This window comes from Variovorax sp. YR266 (assembly GCF_900107295.1).
Classification (GTDB): domain Bacteria; phylum Pseudomonadota; class Gammaproteobacteria; order Burkholderiales; family Burkholderiaceae_C; genus Variovorax.
Genome location: NZ_FNPM01000003.1, coordinates 301,944 through 324,687, shown reverse-complemented (window position 1 = coordinate 324,687; position 22,744 = coordinate 301,944). Strand labels below are relative to the sequence as shown.

17 protein-coding genes are annotated in these 22,744 nt (G+C 67.5%); 12 read left to right on the top strand and 5 right to left on the bottom strand.

What is annotated here, in order from left to right; all coding sequences use genetic code 11:
- Positions 1–50: 50 nt before the first annotated feature.
- Positions 51–1,718 (bottom strand): ShlB/FhaC/HecB family hemolysin secretion/activation protein, encoded by a 1,668-nt coding sequence (locus tag BLW48_RS10675; RefSeq protein WP_093174547.1) that lies wholly within the window; start codon positions 1,716–1,718, stop codon positions 51–53.
- A complete protein-coding gene (locus BLW48_RS10670; RefSeq protein WP_177142312.1) occupies positions 1,691–7,054 on the bottom strand; it encodes a beta strand repeat-containing protein in 5,364 nt (1,787 codons plus the stop codon). Before BLW48_RS10670 ends, BLW48_RS10675 begins: the two co-directional genes overlap by 28 nt.
- A 127-nt stretch (positions 7,055–7,181) precedes the next feature.
- Between BLW48_RS10670 and BLW48_RS10665 the strand changes: the two genes are divergently transcribed.
- The 3 genes from BLW48_RS10665 (at position 7,182) to BLW48_RS10655 (ending at position 11,352) form a co-directional block, all read left to right on the top strand.
- Positions 7,182–7,781 carry a response regulator transcription factor gene (locus BLW48_RS10665; protein WP_256216731.1) on the top strand — a complete coding sequence of 200 codons (600 nt, stop codon included), beginning with the start codon at positions 7,182–7,184 and terminating at the stop codon, positions 7,779–7,781.
- Positions 7,782–7,892: 111 nt separating this feature from the next.
- Entirely contained in the window at positions 7,893–9,656 is a 1,764-nt protein-coding gene (locus BLW48_RS10660; protein ID WP_256330750.1) for an ATP-binding response regulator, read from the top strand.
- 112 nt (positions 9,657–9,768) lie between these two features.
- Positions 9,769–11,352, top strand: a complete 1,584-nt coding sequence (locus tag BLW48_RS10655) for a CYTH and CHAD domain-containing protein (protein ID WP_093174543.1) — start codon at positions 9,769–9,771, stop codon at positions 11,350–11,352.
- On the opposite strand, the gene BLW48_RS10650 is transcribed toward BLW48_RS10655, so the two are convergent.
- The 3 genes from BLW48_RS10650 to BLW48_RS10640 are packed head-to-tail and all read right to left on the bottom strand — an operon-like array spanning position 11,349 to position 13,634.
- A complete protein-coding gene (locus BLW48_RS10650; protein WP_093174541.1) occupies positions 11,349–12,185 on the bottom strand; it encodes a DUF6216 family protein in 837 nt (278 codons plus the stop codon). The genes BLW48_RS10655 and BLW48_RS10650 overlap by 4 nt on opposite strands.
- 13 nt (positions 12,186–12,198) lie before the next feature.
- Positions 12,199–12,675: an FKBP-type peptidyl-prolyl cis-trans isomerase gene (locus BLW48_RS10645; protein ID WP_093055094.1), complete on the bottom strand. Its 477-nt coding sequence runs from the start codon at positions 12,673–12,675 to the stop codon at positions 12,199–12,201.
- On the bottom strand, positions 12,672–13,634 hold the full coding sequence (locus BLW48_RS10640; protein ID WP_093174539.1) for a LysR family transcriptional regulator: 963 nt from the start codon (positions 13,632–13,634) through the stop codon (positions 12,672–12,674). The genes BLW48_RS10645 and BLW48_RS10640 overlap by 4 nt, the downstream gene beginning before the upstream one ends.
- Positions 13,635–13,721: 87 nt before the next feature.
- Here BLW48_RS10640 and BLW48_RS10635 point away from each other — a divergent pair, with 87 nt between their 5' ends.
- The 9 genes from BLW48_RS10635 (at position 13,722) to BLW48_RS10595 (ending at position 22,727) form a co-directional block, all read left to right on the top strand.
- Positions 13,722–14,108, top strand: a complete 387-nt coding sequence (locus BLW48_RS10635) for a DoxX family protein (RefSeq protein WP_093174915.1) — start codon at positions 13,722–13,724, stop codon at positions 14,106–14,108.
- 36 nt (positions 14,109–14,144) lie between these two features.
- Positions 14,145–14,729 carry an NADPH-dependent FMN reductase gene (locus BLW48_RS10630; protein WP_093174537.1) on the top strand — a complete coding sequence of 195 codons (585 nt, stop codon included), beginning with the start codon at positions 14,145–14,147 and terminating at the stop codon, positions 14,727–14,729.
- Entirely contained in the window at positions 14,726–15,583 is an 858-nt protein-coding gene (locus BLW48_RS10625) for a pirin family protein (protein WP_093174535.1), read from the top strand. Before BLW48_RS10630 ends, BLW48_RS10625 begins: the two co-directional genes overlap by 4 nt.
- 266 nt (positions 15,584–15,849) lie before the next feature.
- The gene (locus BLW48_RS10620; protein ID WP_093076365.1) at positions 15,850–16,641 is read left to right on the top strand and encodes a class II aldolase/adducin family protein; all 792 of its coding nucleotides are present in this window, start codon (positions 15,850–15,852) and stop codon (positions 16,639–16,641) included.
- Positions 16,642–16,719: 78 nt separating this feature from the next.
- Complete coding sequence (locus BLW48_RS10615; protein ID WP_093174533.1) at positions 16,720–18,288, top strand: ABC transporter substrate-binding protein; 1,569 nt, start codon at positions 16,720–16,722, stop codon at positions 18,286–18,288.
- Between the two features lie 19 nt (positions 18,289–18,307).
- Positions 18,308–19,282 carry an ABC transporter permease gene (locus tag BLW48_RS10610; protein ID WP_093076361.1) on the top strand — a complete coding sequence of 325 codons (975 nt, stop codon included), beginning with the start codon at positions 18,308–18,310 and terminating at the stop codon, positions 19,280–19,282.
- Positions 19,279–20,133: an ABC transporter permease gene (locus tag BLW48_RS10605; protein ID WP_093076359.1), complete on the top strand. Its 855-nt coding sequence runs from the start codon at positions 19,279–19,281 to the stop codon at positions 20,131–20,133. The genes BLW48_RS10610 and BLW48_RS10605 overlap by 4 nt, the downstream gene beginning before the upstream one ends.
- Before the next feature lie 3 nt (positions 20,134–20,136).
- Positions 20,137–21,789, top strand: coding sequence for an ABC transporter ATP-binding protein (locus tag BLW48_RS10600; protein ID WP_093174531.1), 1,653 nt, complete (start codon positions 20,137–20,139; stop codon positions 21,787–21,789).
- A complete protein-coding gene (locus BLW48_RS10595) occupies positions 21,789–22,727 on the top strand; it encodes a 2-hydroxyacid dehydrogenase (protein ID WP_093076355.1) in 939 nt (312 codons plus the stop codon). Before BLW48_RS10600 ends, BLW48_RS10595 begins: the two co-directional genes overlap by 1 nt.
- Positions 22,728–22,744 lie beyond the last annotated feature (17 nt).

Genomic DNA, 22,744 nt, shown 5'->3' with positions numbered 1-22,744 from the left:
AGATATCAAAGAAAATGGACGGCGTCCACATCTTTTTTCCAGGCGAGCATTCAGAAAGCCACGGTCGCCTGCGCCCACAGCCGCGCGCCGCGGCGGCCATCGCTGGCCCGGCCCTCGGTGGCCCAGGCAGAGGTGAGCGAGAACGCCAACTTGTCCGTCGCCCAGCCCACGCCCAGACCGGCGCCGGCCAGATGCGCACGGTTGCTGGTGCTGCCGGTCCGGTTCCAGGCACGGTGGTTGAGCTGCACGCCTCCCGCGTCGTAGAAAGCTTGCAGTTGCCAGCCCGGCGCGGGCTGCCAGCGCAGGGCCGCACTGGCCAGCCAGCCTGCGTCGCCAAGGGCCTCGCCTTGCGCATAGGCCCGCACTCCGTTGTTGCCGCCCAGGCTGAATTTCTCCGCCGAAGCCAGGTTCCTGTCGGCCATCTGGCCGCCGAGGTTGAGTACCAGCGACCAGTTGGGGCGCAAGGCCTGCACGCGTTGCAACTGGTAGTTCAGCTTGCTGAAGTGCCCGGCGCTTTGGGTGCTGGCCGCGTCTTGCGCCAGGCTGTCATTGTCCAGCCGCAGTTGGCCGGTGGTCAGGTTCACGGCCAGGCTGTTGCCGGCAGCACCACCCAGCGTATCCTGCCAGTCGCCGTTCAGCCCCAGCACGACATTGCGCAGCTGGTGCACCGACGTGGTGGCGGTGCTGCCCACGGTGTCGCGCAGATTCTTGGCGTCCACCTGGAGCTGGGCATACCAGTTGTTCTCCAGGCTGCGCAGCAAGGGCTGGCGCACATACAGGCTGACGGTATCGGCCTTGCCGTCGGCATCCAGTGCCGCAAAGTCCTTGCCCAGGCGATAGTCGAGGTGCGACACGGCCACGCCCACGCGCGTGCCGCTGGCGCCCAGCGGCAGCTGGTAGCCCAGGCGCGCGTAGTGCATGCTGGTGTTGCTGGCCTGCAGCCGCAAGCTCATCTGGTCGCCCCGGTCCAGCGGATTGTTCCAGTACAGGCTGGTGCCCACGCGGTACTGCCCGGTGTAGGTGCTGCCGAAGTTGTCGATATCGGCAATGCCCTGGATGGCGCGGGTCTTGTCCACCTCCACCAGCAGGTCCGATGCCCCCACGGTCGTGCCCGGGCGCAGAGTGGACTGCACGCGGGTGCCCGGCAGGTCCGACAGTGTGAGCAGGGTGCGGTCCAGGCTTTGGGCTTGCACCGGGGCGTTCAGCGGCAGGGCGCTCAAGGGAGCAAGGGCCGAGTCCTTGAGGCCGGCGTTGTTGGTGATGCTGACCTGGCCCAGGTTGCCCTCCAGCACGGCGATGTCGAGCACGCCGTTCTTGAGCTCTTGCGCCGGCAGGTAGGCCCGGGCGACAAGATAGCCCGCCTCCCGGTAATGCCGCGTCACGCGCGCGGCCAGGCGGCTGAGGTCGGCAAAGGTCTGTTCCTTGCCGATGGCGTCGGCCAGCAGGCTTTCCAGGGCGGCGCTGCCGAAGGCGGTGTTGCCGCTGAAGTGGATGGCCACCACGCGAACCTGGGCACCGCCCTCGGCCACGCTACCGGCGCCGGGCTTGTCGATGGTCAGGGCCGGAGCTCCGGTGCTGGGGATCGGCTGCGGAGCACGGGGTTCCTGCAGGATCTGGCCGGCATCGGGGAGCGTGCGGACCTGGCCGACGGCGATGGTGGGAACCAGAGCCAGGGCGATAGAAAGCAGGCTCAGCGGGATTCGAGGCGTGACATGCATGAAAGCTTGTTCTCGTTGCGGGTGAAGAAGTCGGTCGCGGGTTGGTCCATGTTCAGACCGCAATACTCGATGCGCAGCGGCTCGTGCGGATTGGCCGGCGGCTTCGGCCAGTCGGCCAGGCTGGCCACTGCGCGCTGCTGCGCATCGCCAAGCGACGGGTTGGCGCTCGACGGCACGGGGCTCAACGGCACGGGGCTCGACGGAGCGGGGCTCGACGGAGCGGGGCTGGGCGCCGCCGCGCTGATCACCAGCGCACCGTCGACATAGCTCAGCGTGTAATTGCCCGAGCTCAGCCCGCCGGCCGCGATGCTGTAGCTGCCGGCCGCGGTGGCGCCCTGGGCGCTGCCGCCATAGACCAGCCTGCCATTGAGCACGCTTGCGGTCTCGCCATTGACGAAGCCGCTGTAGCTGACGCCATTGCCGCCGCTGTAGGCACTGCCGTCGGCGACGCGGCTGTCGTTGTTGGCGGTGACCGTCAACGCGGCGGCGGTGATGCTGGCCGTGGTGGTGGCGCTGTTGCTGGCCAGCACGTAGTTGCCGGCATCGCTGCCGCTGATGGCGAAAGTCTCGGTGACAGTCTTGCCGGTGCCGGCGTTCTTGTCGCTGAAGCTGCCGCTCTGGCTGAGTGTCACCGCGTCGCCGCCGACCAGGCCGCTCAAACTGCCGCCGCTGACCGTGGCGGCAGTCGTGCCGTCATAGGTCTTGTCGGCCGCAGTCGCGCCGCTGACGGTCAGCGTGGCGGCATTGATGTTTGCCGTGGTCGTGCCGCTGCTGCTGGCCAGCACGTAGTTGCCGGCGTCGCTGCCGCTGATGGCGAAAGTCTCGGTGACGGTCTTGCCGGTGCCGGCGTTCTTGTCGCTGAAGCTGCCGCTCTGGCTCAGCGCCACGGTGTCGCCGCCGACCAGGCCGCTCAAACTGCCGCCGCTGACCGTGGCGGCAGTCGTGCCGTCATAGGTCTTGTCGGCCGCAGTCGCGCCGCTGACGGTCAGCGTGGCGGCGGTGATGCTGGCCGTACCCGCTGAAATCAGGTCGTAGCCCTGCTGGCTGGAATACAGGCCGCCGACGGTGATGGCGTAACTGCCCACATTCTTGCTGCTGGTGTCGTAGCTCGCGGTCCCCAAGATGAGGCCGGTGTTGGCACCTGGATCGCTGAGGGTGTAGCTGCTGCTGAAGCTGGTCGTGCCGTCATAGGTCTTGCTGACGTTGCCGGCCGTGACGGTCAGCGCGGTCAGGAAGCTGCGCAGCAAGGGCATGGTGTTGCCCTCGTAGATGCGCCACACCGCGCTGGTGCCGCCGGTGGTGGCGATGTCCCAGCCGGCGGCGCTGTAGATGCTGGCGCTGGTGGCTTCGCTGCCGCTCAGGCCGCGCGTCAGCGCATCGACCGACCCCGCTTGGGTGCCAACGCCAGTGTTGCCCGCACCGAGCCAGAACGATGCCGTGATGCTGCCGGCGTTGTGGCCCACCAGGCTGCCCAGAACGCCGGAGCTGCTGACGGCGCCGGTGGCGTAGGTGTTGAGGACGCTCCCGGCATTCCAGCCCATCAGGCCGCCTGCATAGGCATTGGACGCACTGACGGCCCCGGTGGCGTAGGCATTGCTGATGCTGCCAGCGCCGCTTCGGCCCACCAGACCGCCGGCATAGTCATTGGACGCACTGACGGCGCCCATGGCGTAGACATTGTTGATGCTGTTGGTGCCGCTGAAGTTGAAGCCCACCAGCCCGCCCACGTCGTCCGTGCCCGTGGCGGTGCCGATGGCGTAGGAACTGCCGATGCTGCCGCTGTTGCGGCCCACCAAGCCGCCCACCGCGGTGGTCCCGCTGACGGCCCCCGTGGCGTGGGCGGCGCCGATGCTGCCGTCGTTGAGGCCCACGAGGCCACCGACATTGATGCCGGAACCACTGACGTTACCCGTGGCGTAGGCATCGCTGATGCTGCCGCTGTAGTTGTAGCCCACCAGGCCGCCCAAGGAGGCGACACCGCTGACAGCTCCCGTGGCATGGGCGTTGCCGATGCTGCCGAGGGAGTTGTAGCCCACCAGGCCGCCCACGACCCCAGCCGCGTTGGAACTGCTGACAGCGCCCGTGGCGTATGCATTGCTGATGCTGCCAAGGTCGAGAAGGCCCGTAAGTCCACCGACATGGTTGCCCGCGCTGGTGACGGCACCAGTGGCGTATGAATTGCTGATGCTGCCGCGGTTGTAGCCCACCAGGCCACCGACATCGTTGCCGGTGCCATTGACGGCGCCGGTGGCGTAGGCATCGCTGATGCTGCCGCCACTGCCGGCGCTGTGGCCCACCAGGCCGCCGACATCGTTGCCGGAGCCATCGACGGCACCCGTGGCGTGGGCACCACTGATGCTGCCGCCGAAGTTGAAGCCCACCAGGCCGCCCACACTGTTGGCCCCGCTGACGGTTCCCGTGGCGTAAGCATTGCTGATGCCGCCTTCGTTGTGGCCCACCAGACTGCCCACCTCGTCGCGGCCGGTGACTCTGCCGCCCAGCAGGCCGACGCCTTGGATCACGCTGCTGCTGCCGGCCTGGCCGAACAGCCCGACCTTCGACGTCGTGCCGCGGTTGATCACCAGGTCAGTGATGGTGTGGCTTTGGCCGTCCAGGCTGCCGCTGAACGCCACCGTGTCATTGCCCACCGGCGAGAAGCCGGCCGTGGTCCACATGCCGCTGGGGTTGGCGCCGGCGGTTTCGCTGGCGTCGACATCGGCGGCCAGGCTGTAGCTGGCGGAGAGGTTGTAGGCCATCAGCTGCAGCTGGTGGGCGTTGCGGATGCTGGTGGAGTACTCGCTGTACAGGAACGGGCGGGTCGCGCCTTCGACCATCACCCACTGCGGGTTGCCGCTGCCGTCCTTGGCCACCCACACGCCGGAGCCCGAAACCGTTTCGGTCCAGGTGCCGAGGTTGGTATAGCTGCCGTGGCTATAGGCGGTGCCGCTGGTGACAGCGTTGACGCTGGTGACCGTGCCGCTGTTCGTACCCACCGCGGCGCCTTGGCCCGTGGTGCTGCTGTCCCAGTAGGCGTTGCCGATGCTGCCGTCGTTCAAGCCCACCAGCCCGCCAACGTTGGCGCCCCCCGAGACGCTGCCGGTGGCATAGGCGTTGCTGATGCTGCCAAGGTTCCAGCCCACCACCCCACCGACGTAGCTGGTTCCCGAGGCGCTGCCGGTGGCATAGGCGTTGCTGATGCTGCCAGCGTTCACGCCCGCCAGCCCGCCGACGGCGGTGTCTCCTGAAACGCTGCCGGTGGCATAGGCGTCGTTGATGCTGCCGCCGTTCGTGCCCGTCAGCCCGCCGGCGGAGCCGGCAGTTGCCAAAACGCTGCCGGTGGCATAGGCGTTGCTGATCGTGCCGCCGTCGTTCCAGCCCACCAGCCCGCCGGCGTTGAAGCCGGCCGCCGAAACGCTGGCCGTGGCATAAGCGTCGCTGATGCTGCCGCTGTTCCAGCCCGCCAGCCCGCCGACGTTGTCGCTGGTTCCGGCAACGCTGCCGGTGGCATGAGAGCTGCTGATCGTGCCGTAGTTCCGGCCCACCAGCCCGCCGACGTCGTCGCCAGTTGCCGAAACACTGCCGGCGACATAGGCGTTGCTGATGCTGCCGCTGACGCCGCTGTAGCCTGCCAGGCCGCCGACGCGGTCGCCGCCCGACACACTGCCGCCGACCAGGCCCAGATCACGGAGGGTGCCGAAGTTTTGCGCGAACAGGCCCACGTAGTCGGCGCTGCCGGCGCTGATGGTCAGGTTCGAGATGGCATGGCCCAGGCCTGCAAAGCGGCCGCTGAAGGGGGTGCTGGCCGAGCCCACCAGCGCACTGGTGTAGGTGATGCCGCCGGCATCGAGGTCCTGCGCGAGCGCGTAGTTGCCGCCCAGGCCGGTGCTGTCAATGGCATCGAGCTGCGCCATGCTGTGGATCAGCGTGTAGCTGGTGCCATTGATGCCCAGCGTGGCGTTGGCACCGCTCAAGGTGATGGGCGCCTTCACGTTGTAGTCGGTGCCGCTGGTGACCGTTCCTGTGCTGGCGTAGTTGCCGTGGTTGAGCACCAACCCGGCGCTGGTGCCCGTGGCAGTGATGGCTGCATTGATGTTGATGTCGTGGTACGCATTCAGCGTCAGCGTGGTGTTGGCCCCCCAGCTCACTGCCGCGTTGACGTTGATGTCGCCGCTGTCCGTGCCCGTGCTGTTGTCGGTGGCCAGCGTGACGTTGGTCGTTGCCAGGTTGGCCGACAGCGTGTCGGCGCCGATGCCGCTCGTGGTGCCGGCCGCGCTGCCGGCGCTGACGGTGAAGTCGGTCGGGTCGACCAGCCAGGTGCCGGTCTTGCCTGTCTCCGACAGCGTGCCGACCTTCGCCCCACCGGCCACCTGCACATGCGCGCCGCTGGTCTCGATGAAGCCGCCGTCGTGGGCGCCGCTGGCCGAGGCGTCCAGCGTGCCCGCCACCTTGACGGTGCCGCCGTTGAGGCCGCCCAGCAAGAGGATGGTGCCGCCCGCGGCATCGATGCCCTTGGCTTCGATCACGCCCTCGTTGTTGACCACCGTGTTCAGCAGCGCATCCTTGGCGCTGGCCGTGAGGATCACCTTGCCGTTGTCGGCGCGGATCAGTCCCTTGTTCTCGGCCAGGGCGTTCAGGGTGCCTTCGTCCACCTGCACCGACAGCAGCCTGCTGCCGCTGAAGTCCAGCGTGATCTTGTCGCCCGCGGCCAGTGCCGCCGTGCCGTTGGCGGTGGTGATGGTGCCGCTGTTGCCGGCCTGCTTGCCCAAGAGGGCCACGTAGCCGCCGGTCAGGCTGCCCTGGTTGACCACCGTGCCCTGGCCTCCATTCGCGCTGAAACTGCGTTTGCCGGCCAGGAAGTCGGCATCGCTCAGGCTCAGCGTGGAGGCCACCAGGCCACCGACGTTGACGCTGGCCGTGCTGCCGAACAGCACGCCGTTGGGGTTGAGGATCCACACCTGACCGTTGGCGCTCAGGCTGCCGTTGATGACCGAGGACTCGGAGCCAACGACCCGGTTCAGCGCAATGGCGCTGGCACCGGGCTGCACGAAGTTGACGCGTTCTCCGGCGGCAATGCCGAAGCTGGCCCAGTTGATGGACAGGTTCTGGCTGGCCTGGGTGATGGTGGTGGTGGCGCCGCTCTGGCTGATGCTGCCGCTACCGGCGCTTACGCTGCCACCGCTGGGGCCAGCCCACGCGCCGCTGGCCAGCAGCGCCACACAGAGCGCCACGACGGCAGCGCCACGGCCTGACGACTTGCCGCGCCCCTTGGCGGTCTCGGGGGCAGGCACGAAGCGTGCGGCGGCGTCGCTCCAGACGAGGCGGTAGGCGTGGTTCATGGAGAAATAGCCCCTGTTTTTTGCATGAAAAAATTGCATGCTGCCCAGGGCGCACCGGCCCGCATATAGTCAATATTGACTGATTGAAACTCTTTGCAACCAATGTTTTAATTTGCGCATGTCGCTTATGCATTTGCTGCTCATCGACGACCACGCGCTTTTCCGCTCGGGTCTGCGTCTGGTTTTGCTGCAGGGCATGGCCGACGTCGAGGTATTGGAGGCGGCATCCCTGGAGCAAGCCGTGCGCACGACGGACGAGCCCCCCGCGCTGGTGCTGCTCGACATCCAGCTGCAGGGTGTCAACGGACTGGAGGGGCTGGGGCTGCTTCGGCAGCGCTGGCCACAGGTGCCGGTGGTGATGCTGTCCTCCATCGCGACGCCCGACACCATCGCCCAGGCCCTGGCACGCGGCGCGGCGGCTTTCGTCTCCAAGGGCGATACCCCGGACAAGATCATCTCAGTGATTCGCCAAACCCTGGCGCATCTGCAGCAGCCGCCCCTCGCCGGCACCGCCCCGGCAAAGCCCACCGTGCCCCGGCTGACCCCCCGCCAATGCGAGGTGCTGGACCTGCTGTGCGAGGGTCTGCCCAATAAGCTCATTGCCCGGCGCCTGCAGGTGTCGGAGTTCACCGTGCGCGGACATGTGCAAGCGGTCCTGGGCTTGCTGGGGGTCAACAGCCGCTCGCAGGCCACGTTTGCGGCACGCCAAAACGGGCTGATTGGTTAACCGGACTTGCGCAACGGCCCCTGTCCGCCCGAGGGCGGACAGGGGGCGTTGCGCAAGCAAATCCTCAACGTGAAACAGCGCAGGCCCTGGTAGTTTCCGAAGGTTGCCTAGATGAACCCGTCTCCCGCTCCTTCGCCCCTGTCTTCCAAGGCCGAATCCCAGATCCAGTTGCATCAGTTCATCACGTTGCAGAGCAACGTGCCCTTCATCGTCCTTGGCAGCCTGTTGGTGGCCACTGCACTGCTGTGGGTGATGAACGAGGTTATTCCTCTGGCCGTGCTGCTGGTGTGGAGCGGGTTGCTGGTTGGGCACGCGTTGGTGCGCCTGGCATGCTGGTGGTGGCTGCGGCACCAGAGCGTTACGGAAGCGGAGGTGGGCCGCCGGATTCATCTGCACACGGTCCTGTCGCTCGCCTCGGGATTGCTGTGGGCTGGTGGTGCTCTGTGCTTGCTCCAGTACGGCGACATTGAGCACCGCTTGCTGGTCACCCTCATGCTGGCCGGCATGGTCTCGAGCTCCCTGATTTCGCAGACGATCCATCTGCCGACCTTCCATGCCTTTTTCCTGCCCTGCGCGGTGAGTGCCGTCGCGGGCAACCTGATGCTTGGCAATCGCTTGTACCAGGCCGTCGCCCTGACGATTTTTGCCTATTCGCTGCTGGCGGTGCGCTTTGCCCGGACGCTCAACGACAAGCTGACCGAATCGTTGCGGGCTCGCTTCCAGATTGCTGACCTGGCCGAACGCCTGCATGTCCAGAAAGAAGCGGCCGAACAGGCTAACCTGGCCAAGTCGCGTTTCCTGGCCGCCGCAAGCCACGACTTGCGCCAGCCGATCCACGCCCAAGGCATGTTTCTGGACGTGCTGTCGCGTACCCCGCTGTCACCGTATCAAAGCGAGGTGTTGGTCAGCACCCAGTCGGCCTGGCGCGCCTCCAGCGACATGCTCAACACCCTGCTGGACTTTTCGCGCATCGAAGCCGGTGTCGTGCAGCCCCAGATACAACCCTTTCTCCTGCAAGACCTGCTCTACCAGATCGAGAACGACTTCGCTCCGCTGGCCGATGCCAAGGGGCTGGTCTACCGCTCGCGGGAAACCCGGCTTGCCGTGCAATCCGATGCCATCCTGGTCGGCATGGTGGTGCGCAACCTGGTCTCCAACGCCATCCGCTATACCCAGCGCGGCGGCCTGCTGGTTAGCTGCCGAAAACGCCGGCACACCGTGAGCGTCGAGGTGTGGGACACCGGCATAGGCATCGCGCCAGCCGACCAGCAAGCCATCTTTCGGGAGTTTCACCAACTGGGCAACCCCGAGCGCGACCGGCACAAAGGTCTGGGGCTCGGCCTGGCCATTGCCGACGGACTGGCGAGATCAATGGGCCATGGGCTGACCTTGTCATCCAAGCCTGAGCGGGGCAGCGTGTTCCGGCTGGAGCTACCCCTGTCGGTAGCACCCGTGCCGCCTCCGCGACAAAAAGGGCCGCAGTTGCAACCCATGCGGGTACTGGTGATCGACGACGATGCCGCTGTGCGCAGCGCCATGGCGCACCTGCTGCAAAGTTGGGGCTGCCCCTGCGACAACGCCGAATCCCTGGAGGAAGCACTGCCGCTGGCCCTGCAAAACCCCCCTGCATGCATCATCAGCGACTATCGACTGCGCGGGCCACGCACCGGGGCTCACGCCATCACTGAATTGCGTCAGCAATTGCATCGGCAGGGGGGGCGTCATACACCCGCCCTCATCATCACCGGCGACACTGCCTCGGAGCGCCTGCGCGAAGCCCTGGCCAGCGGTATTCCACTGCTGCACAAGCCGATCTCAGCCGAGCAACTGTACCGGGCGCTGGTGGAGTTGCAGACCGATGAGCAACCACGCTAAACCGGTTGTTCGCAATCGAGGAAGCCATCCCCGTGCTCGCAACGGTTGGCAAGGGCGGCGTGCCCCGGAGTACCCGATGCGACGTTGCGCATGAGAAAAAAGACGGGGCATCATGGCCCCCATGGAAATCGAGTTCAAGTTCTGCATTCCCGCCGACCGCCTGAAGGCCGTCGAAGCCGCCCTGAAGCGTGGCGCCGTCGTGCGCACGCGCCTGCAGGCCCGCTACTTCGACACCGCCGACCAGCGGCTCGCCGCCGACGGCATGGTGCTGCGGCTGCGCAAGGAAGGCCGGCGCTGGGTGCAGACCGTGAAGGCCATCGGCGACAACGCGCTGCACCGGCTGGAGCACAACGTCGACCTGGGTACGGCGGCTGCGGCGCCGCAGATCGATCCGCAGCGCCATCAGGGCACGCCCGTGGGCGACCGGCTTTCGAAGCTGCTGGCCGAAGGGGGCGGCGCGCCGCTGGTCGAGCGGCAATCGACCGACATCGTGCGGCTCACGCGCGACGTGCGCGTCACCGGGCCCGGCGGCGCTGTGGTGGAGATGGCGCTCGACATCGGCAAGGTCGTCGCGCACGCGGGCACGCCCGAGCAGCGCGAATCACCAGTGTGCGAGCTGGAGCTCGAACTCAAGCGCGGCGACGTGCAGGGCCTTGTGTCGCTCGCGCGGCGCTGGTCGCAGCAGCATGGGCTGTGGTTCAGCACCGTGTCGAAGGCGGAGCGCGGCGCGCGCCTGCTCGCGGCGCAGGAGACCGTCGAAGCGGCGAAGGCCGAAGCGCCACGCTTCGCCACGCAGCACCCCGACGGGCGAGCCGTGCAGCAGGCCGTGGTGGCATCGTGCCTGGCGCAGATGCTGCCCAATGCCAGCGAGATCGCGGCGGGGAGTACCGATGAAGAGCAGATCCACCAGCTGCGCATCGGCATCCGCCGGCTGCGCACGGCGTTGCGCGAGCTGCCGGAGCTGGGCCAGTTCGACACGGCCGAATGGGAGCCGCCGCTGGTCGACGCCTTCCGCGCGCTGGGCGCATTGCGTGATCGCGAACAGGTCGTGAAGCTCGCGCAGCCCCGGCTGCGCGAGGCGGGCGCGCCGGACTTCGATCCGCTGGCCGGCGGCGACACGGCGGCCAGCACGCTATCGCCCGGTGACATCGTGCGTGCCCCGGCGTTCCAGAACGTGCTTGTTTCGCTGATCGGCTTTACCGCGGCGGAGCCTGCAGAAGCAGCACCGGCGACCGTCGCCACCGAAGACAGCCCGGCAGTTCCTTCGGCACCCGCGCCCATCAATGCCAACGCCGTGCGCCGCCTGCTGCGCAAACGCCTGCAGCGTCTGCACAAACAGGTGCGGCGCGACGGCGAGCGCTTCGAGTCGCTCGACACCGAAAGCCAGCACCGCGTGCGCAAGCGGCTCAAGCGCCTGCGCTACCTCGCCGAGTTCGTGGCGCCGCTGTTCGAGAAGGAAGACGGCAGCGCCGTCGCGCGCTACCTGAAAGCACTGCGCCCCGCGCAGGATGCGCTGGGCGAGTTCAACGACGAGGCCGTCGCGCTCGCGCTGTACCGAGAGGCCACCGCGCGCGATGCGCGTGCGTGGTTTGCGGTGGGATGGTTCACCGCGCGGCATGCAGCCGGCGCGAAGGCCTGCCACAAGGCGCTGGTGAAGATCGGGGATGCGCCGCGGTTCTGGAAGAAGCGCAGCTAGATGGGCAGATCCAGGCTCAGCTGGGAACCTGGGAGCGATGGGTCAATGCGGCGCTTTGCCAAGTTGTGAGCCGCGAATCCGGCCGCCCATGCAAACAGGCCGATCCATGAGAGCCACACGGAGAACGCTACTAACATCACCAGAGCCCAGCGCTGATCGCTCAATGCCTTCCTCGTGAATTCGGGCATGGTTTTCGATTTCAGAACATCGCAAAGAATGCCGACTTCCTGCTCGCTGAATGTCGTGCGTGCCGCGTTCGCACTTGCGGCTTGCGAACAGTCGCTGACTCCGAGTGCTGCGGCTCCCAGGGGCCAGAGCGGTTTCACCTCGGTAGGGCTTGCCCAGAAATATCTCTGCGTGCTCTTCAGCGAGAGAAGCGGTTGAGACGCGAAAAGACTCATCAAGCTGCCGCAGCCGACCGCCACGGCCGTGAAGAATCCGATCAGCCTCCAAGCTTGTGAAAAGCTTGATGGCAGCTTGTGAACCTTGACTTGACGAAGTTCTGGATCGAAGAGGTCTCCGCAAACGCTCAAGGTGCGCATCTGCACCCCGTTCAGCTTGGTCCACTCAATCAGCTGATGTGCCTCGTTCAGACTGGCGACGGGCACACCCGCAAACATGCGGAATGAAATCAGGCTTGTCTGTTCGTCGACAAATTCGCGGATCTGCGGGTCAGAGATTTCCTGCTTTCCGTGAACCAGCTGCCACAGGCGACTGAGCAGCACATAGCGCGATTCGGTGCGCCAGATAACCCACAGGAAAGCCGCCCCAATGAGCAAAGGCGCGACGACGCCGAAAATGCTGGATACGTTGGCAGCGTCCGGGAAATCCATGGCCCGCTATGCCTCAGTGATGGTGCCCGTGCGCCCCATGAACATGCCGGTGCTCGATTTCCACCGGCAGCGCCGCACGCACATCCGTCACCTGCAGGCTGAAGCGCAGCGCCTTGCCGGCCCATGGATGGTTGCCGTCGAGCAGCACGACCGGGCCCTTGATTTTCATGACGGTGAAGACATGCTCGGTGCCGTCGTCGAGCCGGCCCTGCAACTGGCCGCCGACCTTCACGCCCGGCGGAAAGTCGGTCTTGGGGATGCTGCGCACCAGCGTCTCGTCACGCTGGCCGAAGGCGTCTTCGGGCGCGAGGTTCAGCACGGTCTGGTAGCCCTTTTCCTTGCCATCGAGGGCTTCCTCGATCTTGGGCAGCGTGTTCTCGTAGCCGCCATGCAGGTAGGCCATCGGCTCGGGGCTCGCTTCGATGAGCTTGCCCTGGGCGTCGGAGACCTTGTACTTGATGGTGACGACGGTGTCTTTTTCGATTTTCATGGGGTGGCATTTTCAGTGGAAACGAAAAGGCCCTGAGCCTTCCCGGAAGACGGCAGCTCCTGCAGCATGTCCATCTGGTCGAGCTTGCCCAGCACCAGGTCAATGAACGCCGACACCGCCAGCGGCAGATGCTTGCGGCTCGGGTAGACCACGCTGAGCCCCCGGCCGGTGTACTCGTACTGCGGCAGCACCCGCACCAGCCGCCCTTCCTGTTCGTCGCGCGTCGCCATCGCCGGCGGCAGCTGCGCAATGCCGAGCCCGGCCAGCGCCGCCTTGCGCAGTGCCTGGGCGGTGTTGCCGGTGAACCGGCCGGTGACCTGCACTTCTTCTTCCACGCCCCCGGGACCCGTGAGGCGCCAGATCGTGTGGCCGCTGGGGTGCGGTGGCGTCACGCAGTCGTGGTCCGCCAGCTCCTGCAATGTTGTGGGCTCCCCGCGTTGCGCGATGTAGGCGGGGCTTGCCAGCAGGCCGCCGCTGCGGGTGGCCAGCCGCCGGCCGATGTAGCCCGAATCGCGCAGCACGCCGCCGCGGAAGGCCACGTCGATCTGCTCCGCGATGAGGTCGGCGGCCGCGTCGCTGAGCACGAAGTCGAGCTTCACCAGCGGATGCGCGGCCAGAAAGTCGGACACCCACTCCATCGGGAAGAAATCGAAAAAATCCGCCGGCGCCGCCACCCGCACGAGGCCGCTGGGCTCCTGGCCTCCGGCCACCAGCGCCTGCCCGGCCGCAGCCAGCCCGTCGACCAGCCCCGCGCACCGGTCATGAAAATCCTGCCCGGCGCCGGTCAGCGTCAGCTTGCGTGTCGAGCGCTGCATCAGCCGCGTGCCCAGTTGCGATTCGAGCTGCTGGATGCGCCGGCTCACGGTGTTGGGCGGCAGGCCCAGCCGCCGGGCCGCCTCGGCAAAGCTGCCGTGGCGCACCACCTGCACGAACATGGCGACGTCGTTGAGGTCGAACATGGCGGGTTGATCCCTTCAATTTTTGGACGAGTGCAATCCGACTCTACCGTCTAGTCGATCAATGGGTGCGTGCCTAACCTTATGCCCATGACTTCTTCATCTACTTCCTCTTCCATGCAGCGCCGCATCGTCTGGGGCGTTCGCATCCTGCTCGCGCTGGCTTTCGGCGCCGCCGGCGCTTCCAAGCTGGCCGGCGTGCCGCAGATGGTCCAGGTGTTCGACGCGATCGGCTTCGGCCAGTGGTTCCGCTACGTGACGGGCCTGGTCGAGGTCGGCGGTGCGCTGCTGCTGCTCGTGCCCGCAACCGGCTTCTTCGGTGGCCTGCTGCTGGCCGCGACCATGGTCTGCGGCGTGGCCACGCACCTGGTGCTGATTGGCGGCAACCCCGCGCCGGCAATGGTGCTGGCGCTGCTGTCGGGCTTTGTCGCCTGGCGCCTGCGACCCGTGCCCCGGCTGGCCGTCACGGCGGCCTGACCTCTTCATCTTCTTCAACTTTATTTGGAGTACCCCATGACCCAGCAGCAACCCCGCATCGGCATCATCCTCGGCTCGACCCGCGAAGGCCGCTTCGGAGAGAAGCCCGCGCAATGGATCCACGAGATCGCCAAGCAGCGCACCGACCTCGCCTTCGAGCTGGTCGACCTGCGCGACCATCCGCTGCCCTTCTTCAACGAGGCGGGCGCGCCGGCCTGGGGGCCGGTGAAGAACGAAGCCGCGCAGCGCTGGCAAGCCAAGCTGGCCACCTTCGACGGCCTGGTCGTCGTCACGCCCGAATACAACCACGGCCCGAGCGCGGTGCTGAAGAACGCGATCGACTGGGCCTACAAGGAATTCATCCGCAAGCCGATCGGCTTCGTGGGCTACGGCGGCGTGGGCGCGGCGCGGGCCGTGGAGCAACTGCGGCTGGTTGCGGTCGAGATGCAGATGGCGCCGGTGCGCAACGCCGTGCACATCGGCATGGTGGAGTTCCTCGGCATCTGGCAGCAGGGCAAGAGCTTTGATGACTTCCCGCACCTCGCGCAGTCGGCCACCGGCATGCTCGACGACATCGCCTGGTGGGCTCAGGCGCTGAAGACGGCGAGGGAGGCTGTATGACCACCGCTGCTGTCGAAACGCTGGCCCGCGCCATCGTCTACCGCACGCGCGGTTCGCAGCACGGCGGCATCGTGCGGCTGATGAGCCCCGGCGACCTGGGCGAGTTTCTCAAGCCCTTCGTGTTCCTCGACCTCTTCGGCTTCGACACCACGGGCGGCCACAAGGGCTTCGGCCTGCACCCGCACTCGGGCATTGCCACGCTCACTTATCTGATCGAGGGCGACACCCTCTACGAGGACACGACCGGCGAGCAAGGCACGCTGCTCGGCGGCGGCGTGGAATGGATGCGCGCCGGCAACGGCGTGTGGCACACCGGCGGACCCGCGCCGGGCGTGAAGCGCGTGCGCGGCTTCCAGCTGTGGGTGGCGCTGCCCGCCTCGGAAGAGAACGCACCGGCGCAAAGCATGTACCTCGCGCCCTCGCAGGTGCCGCAGGAGGGCCCGGCGCGCGTGCTGCTCGGGCGCTACGGCGCGGCGCAGAGCGCCATCGCGGCACCGGCTCCGATCAACTACCTGGCCGTGCAGCTGAAAGACGGCGAGCGCTGGAGCTACGTGCCGCCCGCCGGCCACACGGTGGGCTGGGTTGCGGTCAACGAAGGCGCGCTCGAAGCGGGCGACGACAGAGGCGGCCCGATCGGCAGCGGCGAGCTCGCGGTGTTCGAGGAGTCGAGCGCGGTCATCGACTTCGTGGCCCGTGGCGACACGTCCTTCGTGCTGGGCTCGGCGGCGAAGCACCCGCACGAGCTGGTAATGGGCCACTACTCGGTGCACACCAGCCGGGCGACGCTCGACCAGGGCGAGGCCGAAATCCGGCGCATCGGCGCACGGCTGCGCCAGGAAGGGCGCCTGCCCTAGCACCCCATCGGTGCGCTTGGGCGCACGAACGACAGCCTCCAACCACGCCGGCGGCGCGCATTTTCGGGTGCGCGCTGCCGGCTTTTTTGCGTTCCGCCCTCTGAACGGCGCCGGTCTGGAGGGCCATCCAAGGGCTTACCCCATCACGCGGGCCCGCATATTGCTTAAGACTGTCGCTGGTTGACTGTCGACAGCTCGCAGTCAATCCGACGAACCCATCAACAAGGCAAGGCCCGCCCGGCCGGGCCTGTGGAAAGGAACGCGATATGCAACTGCACGCAGTGGACCGCAAGGCCCCGCCCGTCTCAGACGCCGAGCGCCAGGTCCGACAAGACCTGGCCGCGGCCTACCGGCTGGTGGCGCACTACGGCATGGACGACAGCATCTACACGCACATCTCCGCGCGTGTGCCGGGAACCGAAGACCAGTTCCTGATCAACCCCTTCGGGATGCTATTCCGCGACATCACGGCCTCGTCGCTGGTCAAGATCGACCTGGAAGGCCGCATCCTCGACGACTCGCCCTACGACGTGAACCCGGCCGGCTTCACCATTCACAGCGCGGTGCACGCGGCGCGCCACGACGCGGCCTGCGTGCTGCACACCCACACGGTGGCGGGCGTGGCGGTGTCGTCGCTGGCCGGCGGGCTGCAGCCCTGCAACCAGTGGGCGCTGCAGTTCTATCAGCGCGTGGTCTATCACGACTTCGAGGGCATCGCGCTCGACCCAGAGGAGCGCGAGCGCCTCGTAGCCGACCTGGGCCCCACGGCGCGCGCGCTCATCCTGCGCAACCACGGCCTGGTGACGCTGGGCCGCACGGTGTCGGAAGCCTTCATCCTGATGCTGAACCTGGAGCGTGCCTGCCGCGTGCAGGTGGCCATCCAGTCGAGCGGCCTGCCGGTGTACCCGGTGCCGGCCGAGGTCTGCGAAAAGACCGCGCAGCAGTACGAGGCCGGCGGCGGCAGCCACCTGCCCGGCCAATCCGACCCGAACGCGCGCGAATGGCGCGCGATGCTGCAGCGCATCGAGCCCGCACCGGCCACGTCGTTCCGCGACTGAGCCGCTGCCCCCCGCTTTCCCATCCCGTCCCCCTGACCCTGTCCACCACCTCGAAAGAGCCAGAAGGAGTTCGCCCTCATGAAACGTCGCAACCTCATCCAGATGGGTGCCGCTGCCACCGCCGGCCTGACGCTGGCCGGCGTTCCCCTGCACCTCCTGGCCGCGGGCAGGAAGGGCGGCGTGATCAACGCCGTCGTCCAGCCGGAGCCGCCGGGGCTGATGCTGGGCATCACGCAGAACGGCCCCACGCAGATGATCTCCGGCAACATCTACGAAGGCCTGCTGCGCTACGACGAGAAGATCACCCCGCTGCCCTCGCTGGCCACCGCGTGGACCGTCAACAAGGAAGGCACGCTCTACACCTTCAAGCTCAAGCCCGGCGTCACCTGGCATGACGGCAAGCCCTTCACCTCGGCCGACGTGGTGTTCTCGGCCGACGTGTTCCTGCGCAAGACGCATGCGCGCCTGCGGGCCAACCTGGCTGCGGTGGAAAGCATCCGCGCGGTCGATCCGCTCACCGTCGAGTTCAAGCTCAAGTACCCCTTCGGCCCCTTCATCGGCATCTTCGAGGTCGGCAGCATGCCGATGATCCCGAAGCACATCTACGAAGGCACCGACTTCGCGACCAACCCCGCCAACGCCACGCCCATCGGCACCGGGCCGTTCAAGTTCAAGGAGTGGGTCAAGGGCTCGTACATCCAGCTCGTGGCCAACGACAAGTACCACGTGAAAGACGTGCCGTTGGTCGACAGCGTCTATTTCCACGTCATTCCCGACGCGGCCTCGCGCGCCGCGGCCTTCGAATCGGGCAAGGTCGACCTGGTGCCCGGCGGCGCGGTCGAGTACTTCGACGTGCAGCGCCTGTCCAAGCTGCCGGGCGTCGCGGTCACCACCAAGGGCTGGGAGTTCTTCGCGCCGCATTCGTGGCTGTGGCTGAACAACCGCAAGGCGCCGATGGACAACGTCAAGTTCCGCCAGGCCATGATGTTCGCCATCGACCGCGAGGCCATGGCCAAGATCGCATGGCAGGGCTTCGCCAAGCCCGCCACCGGCCCCTTCAACAGCAACATCAAGTTCTACAGCACCGACGTCGCCAAGTACCCGCGCAACGTGGAAACGGCCAAGAAGCTGCTGGCCGAATCGGGCTACAAGGGCGAGACGCTGCGGCTGCTGCCGCTGCCCTACGGCGAGACCTGGTCGCGGCAGGCCGAGATCCTGAAGCAGAACCTGGCCCAGGCCGGCATCAAGGTCGAGATGACCGCCACCGACGTGGCCGGCTGGAACCAGCGCCTGAATGACTGGGACTACGACCTCGCCTTCACCTACGTCTACCAGTACGGCGACCCGGCGCTGGGCGTGGCGCGCAACTACACCACCGCCAACATCGCCAAGGGCTCGCCCTTCAACAACGTCGAGGGCTATTCCAACCCGAAGATCGACGAGCTGTTCGATTCCGGTGCGCGCGAGACCGACCCGGAAAAGCGCAAGGCCATCTACCTGCAAGCGCAAAAAATCCTGCTCGACGAGGTGCCCGTGGCCTGGCTGCTGGAGCTCAACTTCCCCACGCTCTACCGCACCAAGCTCAGCAACATCGTGAGCTCGGGCATCGGCCTCAACGACAGCCTCGGCAACGCAAGCGTCGGCTGACGCGCGGAGTGACGACCGAATGAAACGTACGCAGTTCATGTTGACCCGCGTGCTGCAGGGCCTGGTGGCGATCCTGCTGATTGCGACGGTCAACTTCATGCTGGTGCGCGCCGCGCCGGGCGATCCGGTGTCGGTGCTGGCCGGCGAGGCCGGCGCGTCCGACCCGCAGTTCGTGGCGCAGCTGCGCGCGCAGTTCGGGCTCGACCAGCCGCTGTCGACGCAGCTCGCCACCTACGTCGGCAAGGTGGTGCGGCTCGACCTCGGCTATTCGTACCGCCAGCAGCAGCCGGTGCTGAAGCTCATCATGGACCGGCTGCCCGCCACGCTGCTGCTCACCGGCACGGCCTTCGCGCTCTCGCTGCTCTTCGGCATCACGCTGGGGGCGCTGTCGGCGCGGCGCGCGGGCACGTGGGTCGACAGCGCCATCACCGTGGTGGCGCTGCTGTTCTATGCCACGCCGCTGTACTGGCTGGCGCTGATGGCCGTGCTGGTGTTCACGGTGCAGCTCGAATGGCTGCCGGGCTTCGGCCTCATGACCGTGGGTTCGGGCCACACCGGCTTCGCGCTGGCGCTCGACGTCGCGAAGCACCTGGTGCTGCCGGCGCTCACGCTCGCGCTGTTCTACATGGCCGTCTACGCACGCATGACGCGCGCCGCGATGCTCGAGGTGGCGCAGATGGACTTCGTGAAGACCGCGCGCGCCAAGGGCGTGAAGCCCGGCCGCATCCTGCGCGCGCACGTGCTGCGCAACGCGCTGCTGCCGGTGGTCACGCTGGCGGGCATCCAGGCCGGCGGAATGATCGGCGGCGCCGTGCTCACCGAGACCGTGTTCGCCTGGCCCGGCATCGGCCGCCTGATGTTCGACGCGCTGCTTCAGCGCGACTACAGCCTGCTGCTCGGCGCCTTCCTGGTGACGGCGGCGATGGCAGTGCTCTTCAATCTCATCACCGACCTGGTCTACACCCTGGTCGATCCGCGGATCGAGCTGACATGACGACGACGATGCAAAGCGATTTCTGGCGGCGCTTTCGCCGCAACAAGGGCGCCGTGGCCGGCATGGTCGTGTTGCTGATCGTGGCAGCGGTTGCATTGCTCGGGCCGTGGCTCGCCACCAACGACCCGTGGGCCATGGTCGAGCAGCCCTTCGTGCGCCCCTGGACCGAGCCCGGCTTCCTGCTGGGCACAGACACGCTCGGTCGCGACATCCTCGCGGGCCTGGTCTACGGCGCGCGCATTTCGCTGTTGATCGGCGTGGTGTCGACCATCGTGGCGCTGCTGATCGGCGTTACCTTCGGCGCAATCGCGGGCTACTTCGGCGGCTGGATCGATGCGGCGCTGATGCGCTTCACCGAGCTGTTCCAGGCGGTGCCGAGCTTCGCGCTGGCCATCGTGCTGGTGGCGATCTTCGAGCCTTCGATCAAGTCCATCGTCGTGGCCATTGCGATCGTCTCTTGGCCGCCGGTGGCGCGCCTCGTGCGCAGCGAGTTCCTCACGCTGCGCCAGCGCGACTTCGTGCAGGCCGCGCTGCTCGCGGGCCAGTCGACGCCGCGCATCATCCTCACGCAGATATTGCCCAACGCCATGTCGCCCATCATCGTGATGGCCTCGCTGATGGTGGCCACGGCCATCCTGCTCGAAAGCAGCCTCAGCTTTCTGGGCCTGGGCGATCCGAACCAGATGAGCTGGGGCTACATGGTCGGCGCCGCGCGCACCGTGCTGCGCCAGGCCTGGTGGATGGCGCTGTTCCCGGGGCTGGCCATCGTGCTGACCGTGCTCGCGCTCAACCTCGTGGGTGAAGGCCTGAGCGACGGCCTCAACACGCGGCTGCACGGAAGGGGCAAGTAAGAAATGAACGCCACCGTGACGCCCATGAAACCCCTGCACCCCGTGCTCGACATCGTCGACCTGAGCATCTCGCTGCCCTCGGGCGCCGACCGCGCGCTGGCCGTCGAGGGCGCCACGCTCTCCGTGCTGCCGGGCCAGACGCTGTGCGTGGTCGGCGAGTCCGGCTCGGGCAAGTCGATGATCGCCAACGCCGTCATGGGCCTGCTGCCGCGCCCGCACGTGGCGCCGGTGGCGGGCCGCATCATGTTCGAGGGCCACGACCTGCTGCAGCTCACCGAGCCGCAGATGCGCGAGCTGCGCGGCCGGCGCATCGGCATGGTGTTCCAGGAGCCGATGACCGCGCTGAACCCTGTGATGCGCATCGGCGAGCAGATCGGCGAAGTGTTCGACGCGCACGGCAGCGTGCCCGCGGCCGAGAAGCGACGCCGCATCCTCGCGGCGCTGGCCGACGTGGGCCTGCCCGACCCCGAACTGCTGATCGACGCCTACCCCTTCCGCCTCTCGGGCGGCCAGCGCCAGCGCGTGATGATCGCCTGCGCGCTGGTGCTGGAGCCCGTGCTGCTGATTGCCGACGAGCCCACCACCGCGCTCGACGTGACCACCCAGGCGCAGATCCTCGCGCTGATACGCGAGCTGCAGCAGCGCCGCGGCACGGCAGTGCTCTTCATCACGCACGACTTCGGCGTGGTCAGCGAAATCGCCGACCACGTGGTGGTCATGCAGACCGGCCACGTGGTCGAGAGCGGCCCGGCCGCGCAGGTGCTCGGCGCGCCGCAGCATCCCTACACGCGCAAGCTCATCGCCGCCATTCCCGACGGCCAGGCGCAGACCGTGCCGCACGACGACCTCACGCGCGTGCTGCAGGTGCAGGACCTGTGCAAGACCTACCGTTCGAGCGGCGGCCTGTTCAAGCGCGGCCGTGCGGTGCAGGCGGCAAAGGACATCAGCTTCGAGCTGCACCGCGGCGAAACGCTGGGTCTCGTGGGTGAGTCGGGCTCGGGCAAGTCGAGCGTCGGGCGCTGCCTGGTGGGGCTCGCGCCTTTCGACAGCGGCCGCATCATCTTCAAGGGCCGTAATCTCGCGCAGGGCCGCAACTTCCGCAGCGCGGCGGCCGGCAAGATCCAGATGGTGTTCCAGGACCCATATGCATCGCTCAACCCGCGCCACCGCGTGGGCGCGGCCATTGCGGGTGGACCCATCGCGCAGGGCGTGAGCAAGGCCGAGGCAATGGCGCGGGCCATGGAACTGCTGCAGCTCGTGGGCTTGGGCGCCGATGCAGCGCAGCGCTATCCGCACGAGTTCTCGGGCGGGCAGCGCCAGCGCATCGGCATTGCCCGCGCGCTCGCGATGCAGCCCGAGCTGCTGGTGGCCGACGAACCCGTGTCGGCGCTCGACGTGTCGGTGCAGGCGCAGGTGCTGGAGCTCTTCGCGCAGGTGCGCGCGCAGTTCCAGCTCGCGATGGTGTTCATCACGCACGACCTGCGCGTGGCCGGGCAGATGTGCGACCGCATCGCGGTGATGCAGCGCGGCGAAGTCGTGGAGTACGGCGAGACGCAGAAGGTGCTCAACGATCCGCAGCACGCCTACACGCGCAAGCTGATCGACGCCGTGCCGCGCCTTGCGCCGCAGGCCGACATGTCTGCGAAGGTGGCCTGATGCCTTGCGTTGCGCTCCTGAGCGATGTGCTCGACATGCACTACCTGGCGCCCGCTTTTCGCGAGCATTGCCCCGACATCGATTTGCGCCTTGGGTCCGACCTCGGCCCGCTCGATCAGATCGATGCGGCCGTCTGCTGGTTTCCGCCGCATGGCCTGCTCGCGAGCCTGCCGCAGCTGCAGCTGGTGCAGTCGCTGGCAGCGGGCGTCGACCACATCACGGCCGACCCCCGGCTGCCGCGCGCGCTGCCGCTGTGCCGCATCGTCGATCCGGAGATGGCCACGGGCATGAAGGCATACGTGTGCTGGGCCGTGATCCAGCACCAGCGGCAGATGCCCGCGTACCTTGCGAGCGCGGCCCGGCGCGTGTGGGAAGAGCAACCGATGAGCCCGCCCGGGCGCCATCGTGTCGGGATCGCGGGGCTCGGCACCCTGGGGCTGGCCTGTGCCGAGGCGCTGGCCGCCATCGGCTATGCGGTGCGTGGCTGGAGCCGCAGCGCCAAGGCCGAACTGCCGGCCGGTGTCACGGGCTTTCACGGCGATGCGCAGCTCGACGAATTCCTCTCGGGCTGCGACACGCTGGTGTGCCTGCTGCCGCTCACGCCGCAGACGCAGGGCTTCCTGGACGCCGACCTGTTCGCGCGGCTGCCGCGTGGCGCGCACCTGGTCAACGTAGGGCGTGGCGCGCATCTGGTCGAAGCCGACCTGCTGCGCGCGCTGGACCTCGGCCAGCTCTCTGCCGCCACGCTCGACGCCTTCACGCAGGAGCCGCTGCCGGCCGACCACCCCTTCTGGGGCGACCCGCGCATCCTGGTCACGCCGCACATCGCCACCCGCACCGACACCTCTGTGATCGCGCGGCAGACACTTCACAACCTCGCGCTCGTGCAGCGCGGCGAGCGGCCCCACACGGCCGTCGACCTCGACCGGGGCTACTGAGCCGCGAGGTTTTCTTC

Coding starts and splice junctions, on each gene's coding strand:
- BLW48_RS10665 (WP_256216731.1), top strand. CDS start 7,182: ATGCATTTGCTGCTCATCGACGACCACGCGCTTTTCCGCTCGGGTCTG.
- BLW48_RS10650 (WP_093174541.1), bottom strand. CDS start 12,185: ATGGATTTCCCGGACGCTGCCAACGTATCCAGCATTTTCGGCGTCGTC.
- BLW48_RS10630 (WP_093174537.1), top strand. CDS start 14,145: ATGACCCAGCAGCAACCCCGCATCGGCATCATCCTCGGCTCGACCCGC.
- BLW48_RS10605 (WP_093076359.1), top strand. CDS start 19,279: ATGACGACGACGATGCAAAGCGATTTCTGGCGGCGCTTTCGCCGCAAC.
- BLW48_RS10670 (WP_177142312.1), bottom strand. CDS start 7,054: ATGAACCACGCCTACCGCCTCGTCTGGAGCGACGCCGCCGCACGCTTC.
- BLW48_RS10660 (WP_256330750.1), top strand. CDS start 7,893: ATGAACCCGTCTCCCGCTCCTTCGCCCCTGTCTTCCAAGGCCGAATCC.
- BLW48_RS10620 (WP_093076365.1), top strand. CDS start 15,850: ATGCAACTGCACGCAGTGGACCGCAAGGCCCCGCCCGTCTCAGACGCC.
- BLW48_RS10595 (WP_093076355.1), top strand. CDS start 21,789: ATGCCTTGCGTTGCGCTCCTGAGCGATGTGCTCGACATGCACTACCTG.
- BLW48_RS10610 (WP_093076361.1), top strand. CDS start 18,308: ATGAAACGTACGCAGTTCATGTTGACCCGCGTGCTGCAGGGCCTGGTG.
- BLW48_RS10640 (WP_093174539.1), bottom strand. CDS start 13,634: ATGTTCGACCTCAACGACGTCGCCATGTTCGTGCAGGTGGTGCGCCAC.
- BLW48_RS10645 (WP_093055094.1), bottom strand. CDS start 12,675: ATGAAAATCGAAAAAGACACCGTCGTCACCATCAAGTACAAGGTCTCC.
- BLW48_RS10675 (WP_093174547.1), bottom strand. CDS start 1,718: ATGCATGTCACGCCTCGAATCCCGCTGAGCCTGCTTTCTATCGCCCTG.
- BLW48_RS10635 (WP_093174915.1), top strand. CDS start 13,722: ATGACTTCTTCATCTACTTCCTCTTCCATGCAGCGCCGCATCGTCTGG.
- BLW48_RS10600 (WP_093174531.1), top strand. CDS start 20,137: ATGAACGCCACCGTGACGCCCATGAAACCCCTGCACCCCGTGCTCGAC.
- BLW48_RS10655 (WP_093174543.1), top strand. CDS start 9,769: ATGGCCCCCATGGAAATCGAGTTCAAGTTCTGCATTCCCGCCGACCGC.
- BLW48_RS10625 (WP_093174535.1), top strand. CDS start 14,726: ATGACCACCGCTGCTGTCGAAACGCTGGCCCGCGCCATCGTCTACCGC.
- BLW48_RS10615 (WP_093174533.1), top strand. CDS start 16,720: ATGAAACGTCGCAACCTCATCCAGATGGGTGCCGCTGCCACCGCCGGC.